An 11334-nucleotide genomic window follows, 5' to 3' on the forward strand; every position below is an offset into this window, starting at 1 on the left:
AATGAAAAAGATATTAATAATCATAATATGTTTCACATTATTTTCATGTGAAGATGTTTTAGTTGAGAATCCAAAATCAATTGCAGTAGAAACATTTTATAATACATCCGATGAACTTGATGCAGCAATAGCAGCAATATATGGGACAATGAAAGGCGGTGGTTGCATGGGAGGTCGATACCCGGCAGCTCAAAATGCAAGTGTTGATTATGCTTATGGTCGTGGAAGTTATGCTGAAGTAAGTGAGTTTCAAGGATTAGGTTCTACAAATATTAACCGGGTGCAGGGAATATGGGAAGCTTTTTACCAAAGCATTCGAAATGCTAATTTAGTTATAAAAAATGCTCCTGAAGGAAATGAGTTAACTTCCGACGAGATTGCAGAATCAGTGGGCGAAGCAAAATTTTTAAGGGCCTTAATTTATTTTATAATGGTCCGAAACTGGGGGGGACTTCCAATCCGGACAGAAGACAATATGGACGAAATAGATATTTCCCGTGGTAGTGTCGACAATGTGTACGAACTGATCAAAGAAGACCTTCTGTTTGCAGAGGCAAACCTTCCGGATGAAGCCCCCGTATCAGGAAGAGCTTCAAAATGGGCTGCGAAAACAGTTCTCGCTGATGTTTATTTTTATTTAGGAAAGTATACCGATGCAAGAGATAAAGCCTTAGAAGTTATCAATTCAAATAAGTATAGTTTGGTAGAAGTTTCTGATGCCGATGATTTCGCTAATATTTATGGGCCGGAAGTAATTACAACATCTGAAGAAATATTTTATTTGAAATACTCAAGAGATGCAGACCAGGGATGGAATTATGTTTTGTATAATCATCATCCGGGGTCTGGATTACATCCTAACGGAGGGTATTACATTATTTATACCGATAAAGAAGAAAGTTCATTTATTAAGAATTGGGATACAGAAGATCTTCGTTATAAATATCAATGGTATGATTGGGATATTGGTTTTGGGAGCAGTACGATGCTAAATAAAAAATTTGCCGATCCAGATGCAACTTCGACATATGGAGCAGGGAATGATTATCCATTATACCGTTATGCTGATGTTTTATTATTATATGCTGAAGCTGATTGCCAGGTATCTAATGCCCCAACAACGGATGCAATGGAAAAGCTTAATATGATTCACAGGCGGGCATATGGAAAAAATCCTTTAGTCTCTTCTGAAATTGATTTTCAACTTTTGGATTACGACAAAGAATCTTTTATTGAGTTGGTTCTGAAAGAAAGAGGATATGAAACCATGTGGGAAGGAAAAAGATGGCTCGACCTGAAAAGGACTGGGGAAGTTACTGAAATTATTAAAGATGCAACAGGTAAAGATGTTGCGGAAAAACATTTACTTTGGCCAATTCCCGTTTCAGAGTTGGAATACAATAAAGCAATTACAGCAGACGAACAAAATCCAGGTTATTAGTTTATTAGCCAAGAGGTTTGCCTGATTTATTTTAGCTTTTGGATAAAAATGTATAAGAAGTTAGAAGTTTTTTTAAGAGAAAAAGCTTTTAACTTCTTATCTCTACTTACATCCAGTTAGCCATTTAAATTTTAATTCAACAATCAAAAAAATATTAAAATGAATTTTAAAAGAAATAATCAAGAAAATTTTATGCGCAAAATTACACATACAGCCATTCTTACTATATTCTTCGAATGTATGTTTTCTTTTGTTTTTGCGGGACATTCTGTACCTGTAAACAATGAGAGTACTGATTCAGAAACAGTAAGCGAATTGCTAAATAGAATTGATGAAATTTATAAAATTGGATGCGATGATTGGATTACTGCATCCTGGAGTACAATGCTAATAAAGCAGGGAATCGTTCCTAAAGAAGGAGCAAGCAGGGCTGCTCGTGTTATTATGGAAATGATTGAAAAACCAGGACCTGTGCGCGGAAGTGGATGGGACTACTTTATGGATACGCAGGCCTATTTTAATGAAAAATTAGGTAAAGAAGTAGGTGGTAATTTAATGGTTGTCAGAACGACTCCTCCAGCACGCCAAACGGTTTATGTAAGATATCACCTGTTAAAACGACTTTGTCAGATATATGATATGCAACTGGCATTGCTTAACCTGGCTGAGAAACATAAAGAAACAATTATGCCTGGCTATACCCATGAGCGGCATGCGCAACCAACAACATATGCACATTACCTTATGTCGGTATTTGATGCGGTTCAGAGAAGTACAGAAACTCTTGATTTAGGTTATCATCAAATGAGTTTGAATGAGATGGGGTGCGGAGCGCTTGCCGGGACAAGTTGGAATATTGACCGAAATCTTGTTAGCAAGTATTTGGGAATGGAAGGATTAATTGAAAATAGTAACGATGCGGCAGGTTACACCGATGGTTATCTTGTTGTTGTGTGTGGTTTGACCAATATAACAAATATTCTAAGCAGGATGGCTTTGGAACTCACTTATTGGTCGGGAGCGGAATATGGTTTTATTGAAAGTGGGAACAAAGGAACAAGTTTTTTAATGCCACAAAAGAGTGATAATCCAAATGCAATGGAAATAGTTCAGCTAACCGCGGGCCAAATGACCGGGCACCTTGTTTCTATATCGGTAGCCGGATTGCGAGTGCCTCAGGGAGATAGCCATCATATGTTGCATATGGAAGATCCCACAATGGAGGCTTTGGATGCATCAGAAAGGTGTATTACTTTGATGACTTCTGAAGTTAGTAGATTGGACGTAAATAAAAAAAGGATGTATGATCTAATTAAAGAATCTTACATTGCTTCCACTGAACTGGCCAACCAAATGGTACGCGACTACGGTTTGGACTATCGAACGTCACATAAGATTGTTCATAGTTTTGTTCTTGCTTCCGAAGAACAATCAATTCCCGCAACAAATGCAAGTGCAAATCTTCTAAATAATGCCGCCCTGGAGATTATTGGCAGAAAACTTAATATTAATGATAAACAATTACGAGGAATCCTTAATCCGGAGCATTTTATTAATGTGACTAATAGCCAGGGAGGTGTTGCACCTGAAGAAGTAGAGAGGATGATAGTAGAGCGAAAACAAACGCTGGAACAGTACAGGGAAAAACTACTGAAAAGGATAAAAGTGCTTGAAGATGGTCAGAAAAGAATGATTTCTGATTTGAATTCATTTGAGAATCAATAATTTGTTTATTATGAGAAGCTTTGTTATTTTCTTTTTGTTGTTTAGTTTCTTTTCAGTAATATTTTGCTTTGGCTCTGACGCAGGAGAGCCATTTCGCCTTCACCAAACAATACAAAGATCAGAAAAAGAAGTTGGAGATGATATAACATTGGCTCTTTCAAAACTGGCAATAGAGACAAAAGCTGATGAAATTCCAGATGCAGCGTTTTCAGCAGCTAAAGCTGCTTTGTTAGATGCACTTGGATGTGCTTTTGCCGGACATAGTGGTTCTGGTGTATCAGAAATTATTGAACTAACGAAATATTGGGGAGGCCGGGAAGAGGCAACTGTTTGGTTTGAAGGAACAAAGGTTCCCATAACTGAAGCAACCTTTGCAAACAGTGTCCAGCTTCATGCCATGGATTTTGACGATTACCATCCTGCTTCAGACGCACATATTACTGCCATATTAGTACCCACAGTAATATCAATGGGAGAACTTACAAATTCTTCAGGAGAAGAAATTCTTACAGCTCTTATAGTTGGTGCAGAGATAATCGGAAGATTAGGGCGCGCTTACAAAGCGAGAAGGATACATTCAGGGTTTCTTCCTACCTCAATAATAGGTGGATTCGGCGCAACTGCGGCAGCCTGTCGTTTGAAGAAATGTTCTGTTGAAGAAACTGTAAATGCGATGGGAATCTGGTATGCTCATGCATCAGGGAACAGGCAGGCTCTTTTTGATCGTACACTAACCAAGAGAATCCAACCCGGAATTGCCGCAAAGGCAAGTGTATTTGCTGCTTATCTTGCCCATATCGGAATAACTGGTCCAACTCGTATTATTGGAGAACAACCAGCATCATTGCTTCAAATATACGGCTGTAATGCTGAACTGGCTCCTCCTGCAATAAATGAAATTATGGCTGAATATGATACATGGCAGATTGAACAACTGGATTATAAACGCTATGCATGTTGCGGCTACAGTAGTAAGGCTATAAAAACTGCAATAGATTTTTCCTCAATTAGGCATGATATAAAGCCTGAAGATATTAAGGAAATCAGGCTTTTTGGAGATGATATTAACTCTCCATTTGCAGGAGTAGCCTGGGAGGATAGTCCGACGCCCCAGGTCCTGGCTCAATTTTGTGTTACCTATGCAGCTGCTTCGGCTGTAAAAAACCGACGTTATAGTCCTGCAGAGATATCCCTTCAGCGGTTAACTCAAGATAAGGAAATCGATTCACTGGCACGTCGAACAAGGATATGCAGTTGGGATGAGTGGACAGGAGAGCCCCCAAATGCACCTTTTGCTATGCATTTTGAATTAAAGGATGGTCGTAAACTTATACAAATATTCGAAAGCTTTCAACGTTATAAATGGCCTGAGGATTATAATGATTTAGTGATTAAATTCAAAGAAAATGTTATGTTTTCCGGAATGGTTGATGACTCTGAAGTAGATGAATTGATATCAGAAATAGAAAGCTTTGAAGACAAAAAAAATATTAGAAATTTTATCAATAAATGGTTAGTTCAAAAAAATTAAGATTTGCTTAAATACTCACCCTAATTCATCAAAAACAGGATAATTTTTGTTAAAATAGATAGCTGATATTTTTTTGCAAGTACTTGTTGTATAGGTTTTTGTTTCGGTTGGTGATTTGTGGAAGAGTTAAAATCTACGCACCGTTTTACTCGGTGGAATTTTTGAAGATTTTTGATTTACATTATTTGTGTGAGAAACATCAAAGAGACTGTCCCAAAAAGGTCAGTCTCTTTTTATTGCTTAATTCAAAACCGGATTATCAAGAACCAGTTGTTTACTGGGTGTTGTTTAGCTAAGAAATTTGAGTTGTATAGAATAAACGAATCCTGCAAATTTTCACAACGTTCAAAAAAAAACTTAAAAAACAATTGTATAAAAAAACTCCCCGGTCTCTCCGGGGAGTTAGAGTTTGCAAGTGAAATTTTTTTCCCTAACAAACTAAACCATATCTTCACTTTTTTTGATGTCAATAATTATTGTTTCAGCAAATTGGGTTTTGCACCTGTTTTTTCGATATAATCTGATTTGTTCAAACCTAAAAGATATTGAGTATAAAATCAAATTCCTGCGATGAATGTCCTTCTGGTTGCGACGTTTGGAAGTATTCCCCAATTTATTTTTCTCAGTTCAATTCTCAAAAAATTGTTGTTAAATCCGAACGGAGCATATTTACTGCCAAACATCGTAGTTTGTTTATCATTCATCGCAGGAATTTGTTTGTTTGCGACACAAGAATTAAGTTTAAAAGATTATGTGTTAAGATGACAAAGAATCATACTCCAATATTTTTAAGGTATAGGTTTTGGTGGCATGTCCTGTTCTGGGTGGTTGTATTGGTGGTATTCTGGCTTATTTATGCCGGGCACAGGGGCGAATACTATCAGGAATTTATTATCAATGTAATTCAGTTACCCGCCAAAATGATAGGTACTTACACTTTTATTTACCTGATTCTTCCGCTGGCTACCGAAAAAAGAAAATTTGTGACTTTTGGAGTTTTTGTAGTGATTCACTTTTTTCTTTATGGAATTATACTTCGTGCTTCCTATTATTTCACGAATCCTTTTCCCGGGGATATCGATTTTGAGCGGATTCCGTTTTTTGATTTGACCAGGATTCTCACCAAGGCTGCTTCAGATTATGTACTGCCGGGTATAGCGTCTGCAATCTACTTCTTTAAAAGATGGTATATTGAAGAACAGAAGAATAAAAAGATGGCAGAAGAAAAACTCGCAGCTGAACTAAATTTTTTAAAAGCGCAGATACACCCGCATTTTCTGTTTAATACCTTGAATAACTTATATACACTAACATTACTAAAATCTGAAGAAGCTCCGGATATTGTCTTAAAATTATCAGAGTTGCTTGACTATATGATTTATAAGAGCAATATCAGGTTTGTCCCTCTGGCAAATGAATTGGAAATTGTTGAGGGGTATATTGACCTCGAGAAAATGAGATATAGCGAAAGACTCGAATTATCATACTCGGTAAACGGAGAAGCTGATAAACACCAGATTGCGCCTCTTATATTGCTTCCATTTATTGAGAATTGTTTCAAACACGGTGCGAGTAAAGATCGTATAAAACCAGTGGTTGACATTGAAATAAATATCATGTCTGAGTTTCTTACTTTAAAAGCAATCAATTCAGTTCCTGAAAAAAAAGGAAAAGAGGAGCCTGAAAATGAAGGTATTGGATTGAGCAATGTGAAAAGAAGGCTTGAGTTGATTTATCCTGATAAATACGAGCTTGAAATCAATTCAAATAACAGGTTGTTTGGGGTGGAATTAAAAATATTTTGGGTGTAATATTTTACTATGGAAACAAAAGTACAATGTTTGATCGTGGATGATGAACCTCTGGCCATTGAGTTACTGAAGTTACATTTGAGTAAGCTTAGTTCTATAGAAATAGCAGGTGCAGTTGAAGATGCAGTTGATGCGATTGATTTTTTGAATACACATAAAGTTGATCTTATGTTTTTGGATATCCACATGCCCGAAATGAAAGGAACAGAATTACTAAGATCGTTAAAAAATCCTCCTGCTGTTATCTTTACAACAGCCTACCGCCAGTATGCGCTTGAAGGCTACGACCTGAATGTACTCGACTATTTGGTAAAACCTATTTCATTCGGGCGTTTAACGCAGGCCGTTGAAAAATATTTTGCTTATCATATCCAGGGAAGAAGCAAGTTTTTACGTGAAGCTGAAAAAAGCGAAGAATTTCTTTATTTGCAGGAAAGAAGTTTTATTCACAAAATTCCACTCATTGAAATTGTATATGCAGAAAGTATGGGGGATAACCTGACCTTTTATCTCAACAACAGAGAGATTACCAGCAGATGCACCGTTTCTTCGGTGGAAGAATTTTTGTCACGGAATGGTTTTTTAAGGATACATCGTTCCTATATCGTTTCTCTTAAGCGAATAACAAGCTTTGGCCCGGTGAGTGTTTTTATCGGGCAGAAGGAGTTGCCCATCGGAAAAACTTATCGGAAAAACGTACTTGATCAGCTTAATTATAAAGCATTTTTTAACAAATAAAACTAAACCAATGAACCGAACTAAAAAAACTAACACATCAGAAGGACTGTTACTTACGATGGTAATATTGATGGTTTTTGGAGCCTTTTTATTTACCGCATGTAAAACGAATAGTTATCCCCAAAAAACTGAGCCTGTTGGTTCGGGCGATGTTAAGTGGGAGGAAAAACAGGCTCCGGAAGGTTGGAGTATGGTAAGCAATAAAAACGGGACTACTCTTGGATATTCGATGACTTCGGGGCTTTCACTTATCCAGGTGGATGGATACGCATTTAAAGATCTCAATAGAAATAACTTGCTGGATGAATTTGAAGACTGGCGCCTTGATTTTGAAACAAGGGCGAAAGCCATGGTGGATGAGATTTCGGTTGAGCAGATGATGGGCATGAAAATGAATCCTTTTGGCGGCTGGAGGGTTAATCCTGATTCACTTGACTCCGTAATGAAAAATTCACTGGATCTGGGTTACAGACAACTTCGGGCGCCCCGCGGAGGCACTGCTGACGCAAAGACAAAGGTTAACTGGAACAATATGGTACAGGAATATATTGAAAGCCTGGATGAAATTGTCTGTGTTCCTGCGGTTTGGATAGATGATCCCCGGTCGGGAGACGTATCAAGCTGGCCTAGTAATCTTGGTATGGCGGCGACCTTTGATCCTGAAGTTGGAGCCCAATATGGCAGAATGATGTCAGAAGAATGGCGTGCAATGGGGATATCAATGCAGGTCGCAACGCAAATGGACCTTGCAACGGAACCACGATGGAAACGAATTCCAGGGACGTTTGGAGAAGATCCTGCGCTGTCGATGGATATGGCCAGGGCTGTAATCAATGGCTGGCAATCAACCTACGATGAAGAAGGAAACGATCTGGGCTGGGGAAAACACAGTGTAAACAATCAGATGAAACATTTTCCCGGAGACGGTGCCGCTGAAGGTGGTCGTGAGTCGCACACACGTGACGGAGCATATAACATTTTCCCGGGAGGTCAGTTTTTTACACATGTTTTGCCATTTCTTGCCTGCATGGATTTGCCCGGGAAAACCAAAACGGTATCGGCTGCCATGACAAACTATTCGGTAGGAATTGAAGCAGATGGATCGCCGGTGGGAGAGGAGCGTGTAGGCTCAAGCTATAGTCAATATAAAATCAACGATTTGTTGCGGGATAAGTACGGCTGGGACGGTTATATTTTAACTGACTTTGGCATTCTTACCAGCAAGAATTATGGCGTTGAAGATTTAAGCCCGGTTGAAAAAAGACTAGCCATCCTGGAAGCGGGTTGTGATGCATTTGGAGGCGAAGGTGGTGGCTTGCAGGAAAGTGTTGATATTGCAATGGAAGCTTATGAACTTGGGTGCGCCAATCGGGGTAAAGCTGAAATGGATAAAATCATGAAAAAAGGAACGGAGAGGATTCTTCGAACTCACTTTAATATCGGCATTGTTGACAATCCATATCTGAGTGTTAAAGTTGCCGAATCTACTTACAAGAAACCTGAGCATGAAGCGGCCGGCCATCAGGCACACCTTAAATCGGTTGTAATGCTGAAGAACAGCGGCGGCATCATTCACAAAGCATCAGCTGAAGCTGAAAGACCCAAAGTATATATTCCCCGGTTATATTCGGCAGCGACAGGTGGGTGGAGAAGGACACCTGCATCCGCAGAACCGGGATTTAATCTTGAAGCAGCCGGAGAATATTACGATGTGGTGACCGATGCGCTGGCTGATAAGTTTACCGCCCCGGCTGATGAAAAAGGTAATCCAACCTTATCTCCAAACGATATAATACGCGCATCAAAAGAAGAAATAGCTGAATGTGATTTTGCCGTTGTAAGAATAACCAGTCCGCAAAACGGAAATCCAACATTTATGGAATCCGGAGGCATGAGGGATGACGGTGTGGAATCTAAAGATATCGCAGCTGAGCGCGAGAAATATATCTATCTGCCAATTTCATTACAATATCGGCCATATACTGCCAATTCAGAATTTGTGCGTCAGGAGTCTTTAGGGGGAGATATGATAGAGATGCCAGAGCAATCGGCTGAGGGAGAAACAAAGAAGTTCATAAAGGAAAATCGTTCCTATTATGGCAAGACAGGAATCATAACAAATGAAAGTCATCTGGACCTGGTGCTGAACATCGCGGCTCTGGCTGACAAAGTCATTGTTGCAGTAGATGCATCTAGTCCTATGGTTTTTGGGGAATTTGAGAGCGAAGTTGATGCAATCCTCGTGGGATTTGGTGGTGGCCGGTCTGCCTGGTTGCCTGATGAGGTATTTCTTGAGATTATAGCGGGGCAGGTAGAGCCTTCCGGATTGCTGCCGCTTCAGATGCCCGCGAATATGGAGACTGTCGAGGCGCAATTTGAGGATGTGCCAAGGGATATGGAATGTTATACTGACAATGAAGGCAATAGCTATGACTTTGCATTTGGTCTGAATTGGTCGGGTGTAATCAGCGATAAGCGAACAGCAGAATATAATGTAGAACCAATTGTAGGTGAAGCACCACGAAACTAAAAGTTAAGAAGGAACTGGCCATTTTTACAAGTCCAGGGCCGGATGAACCGGCGGGTATTCCTTTAATTCTATCAGAAGAACTGTGGTGTCTAAAATTGACTTTATCTGCTAATTAATGAATATCTGTAATACAAATACTTTGTATTAGGATACTTTTTTGATTTTCAGCTTTAGTTACCATCGGGCTTTTTAATTTCTGCAAACGGACTATCCGGCCAAAAGAAATTTTTAAACGTGTCGGGTTTTGATGGATTAAATTTCCCGAAATCATTTACTACATATTTTGTCAGATCTAAATTTTGCTCCAGTATTCCCTGAACAACACATTTTGCAAGTTCGTAAGCACCGTATGCATTAAAATGCGTATTATCCGCCAAAGGTTCTTCCTGATTAGGAAAAGTATTTGCCGGGTAATGCACAAAAGCATTTTTTGAACCCTCAATTCCCAAAGCTTCATAAAAATCCTTGCTCATAGCATTCAGATCGATTAGTGGAATATTTTCTTTTGCAGCCAGTTGCCGCATAGCATCGGGGTATTCCTCCAGTGTATTCACAATTTTTCCCTCATCGTCAAACTTGCGCCTGTTGGTCGAAGTAACGAATACTGTTTTTCCACCTTTCTTTTTGGCCTCATTCATATAATAACGCAATTCTTCCTGATAGCTGGTAAAAGGTTCCACATGGCTACTACCCGGTTTCTGATCATTGTGTGCGAATTCTATAAACAGGTAATCGCCGGGCTTCATTACACTTAGGATTTTCTTCAAACGGTTTTCCCCTCTAAATGCTTTTAGTGTTTCCCCTGATTCGGCAAAATTAGCAACAACAATTTCTGGTTTCAGAAATCGTGTAAACATTTGTCCCCACGATGCCCAGGGCTCATAGTCCTGATCGGTAACTGTTGAATTGCCGGCAAGAAATATTACAGGAAGTTCATCCGCTTTTTCAATCTGAATGGAACGAACGGAAGGATTTTTACCGTTGAATTCAAGATTCAAACTCTTATCCCAGTTCTTGTATGGTAGTTCTCTCGATTTAAGCCGAATGCTTTCTGTATCATTGATTTGAGGAAAACGAACATCCACAACAATTGTTTTGATTACAATATCTCCCTTATTTATTTTTATATTTTCGAGCATCAGCCGACGTGATTCTGCTTTAACGGTGATTGCTGATTCTTCTTTTGAATTGCCAAGTGCAAGAGTGATTTTGTAGCGTCCTTCCGGCACATCAAGTTGAAAATAAAATGGCGCATCCGAGCTAAGCCCGTCATTTGTTGCTTCTTCTAAACCATTTTGTTTGAATGCTTTTATATCTCCAAAGGGAATTATTCCATAGCCGGTTTTTTCAGAATATAATGATTCATCTGTAATAGAAGTAAAACCCTCATTTACTTTTCCTTTACCAAAATCAAACTTCCAGATTTGTGCTTTGCTTTGCTGATAGTCCGGCTGTTTCTGCTGAATTTTAGTATTTCCACCGTTAATTGTTGCAAAGCTGACATTAAAGCTCAAAATTAAAACCCAAATAATTATAATTCTAGTCATTATGAAAATCT

General features: G+C 38.9%; 7 protein-coding genes. 6 read left to right on the forward strand and 1 reads right to left on the reverse strand.

Annotated features, from left to right (window positions below):
* Window position 1: 1 nt before the first annotated feature.
* The 6 genes from GM418_RS19235 to GM418_RS19260 all read left to right on the forward strand — a co-directional run bounded on the left by GM418_RS19235 (window position 2) and on the right by GM418_RS19260 (window position 9776).
* Window positions 2–1441 carry a RagB/SusD family nutrient uptake outer membrane protein gene (locus tag GM418_RS19235; RefSeq protein ID WP_158868866.1) on the forward strand — a complete coding sequence of 480 codons (1440 nt, stop codon included), beginning with the start codon at window positions 2–4 and terminating at the stop codon, window positions 1439–1441.
* A 159-nt stretch (window positions 1442–1600) separates the two neighbouring features.
* Window positions 1601–3166, forward strand: coding sequence for a lyase family protein (locus tag GM418_RS19240; RefSeq protein ID WP_158868867.1), 1566 nt, complete (start codon window positions 1601–1603; stop codon window positions 3164–3166).
* A 10-nt stretch (window positions 3167–3176) separates the two neighbouring features.
* Complete coding sequence (locus GM418_RS19245; protein WP_158868868.1) at window positions 3177–4697, forward strand: MmgE/PrpD family protein; 1521 nt, start codon at window positions 3177–3179, stop codon at window positions 4695–4697.
* 761 nt (window positions 4698–5458) lie between these two features.
* A complete protein-coding gene (locus GM418_RS19250; RefSeq protein WP_158868869.1) occupies window positions 5459–6508 on the forward strand; it encodes a sensor histidine kinase in 1050 nt (349 codons plus the stop codon).
* Window positions 6509–6517: 9 nt separating this feature from the next.
* On the forward strand, window positions 6518–7246 hold the full coding sequence (locus GM418_RS19255) for a LytR/AlgR family response regulator transcription factor (RefSeq protein ID WP_158868870.1): 729 nt from the start codon (window positions 6518–6520) through the stop codon (window positions 7244–7246).
* A 10-nt stretch (window positions 7247–7256) separates the two neighbouring features.
* Entirely contained in the window at window positions 7257–9776 is a 2520-nt protein-coding gene (locus GM418_RS19260) for a glycoside hydrolase family 3 N-terminal domain-containing protein (RefSeq protein WP_158868871.1), read from the forward strand.
* 170 nt (window positions 9777–9946) lie between these two features.
* Here the strand turns inward: GM418_RS19260 and GM418_RS19265 are convergent, their stop codons facing one another.
* Window positions 9947–11323 (reverse strand): rhamnogalacturonan acetylesterase, encoded by a 1377-nt coding sequence (locus tag GM418_RS19265; RefSeq protein WP_158868872.1) that lies wholly within the window; start codon window positions 11321–11323, stop codon window positions 9947–9949.
* Window positions 11324–11334: the final 11 nt, after the last annotated feature.

The sequence above is a fragment of the Maribellus comscasis genome, assembly GCF_009762775.1.
In the GTDB taxonomy this organism is placed as follows: domain Bacteria; phylum Bacteroidota; class Bacteroidia; order Bacteroidales; family Prolixibacteraceae; genus Draconibacterium; species Draconibacterium comscasis.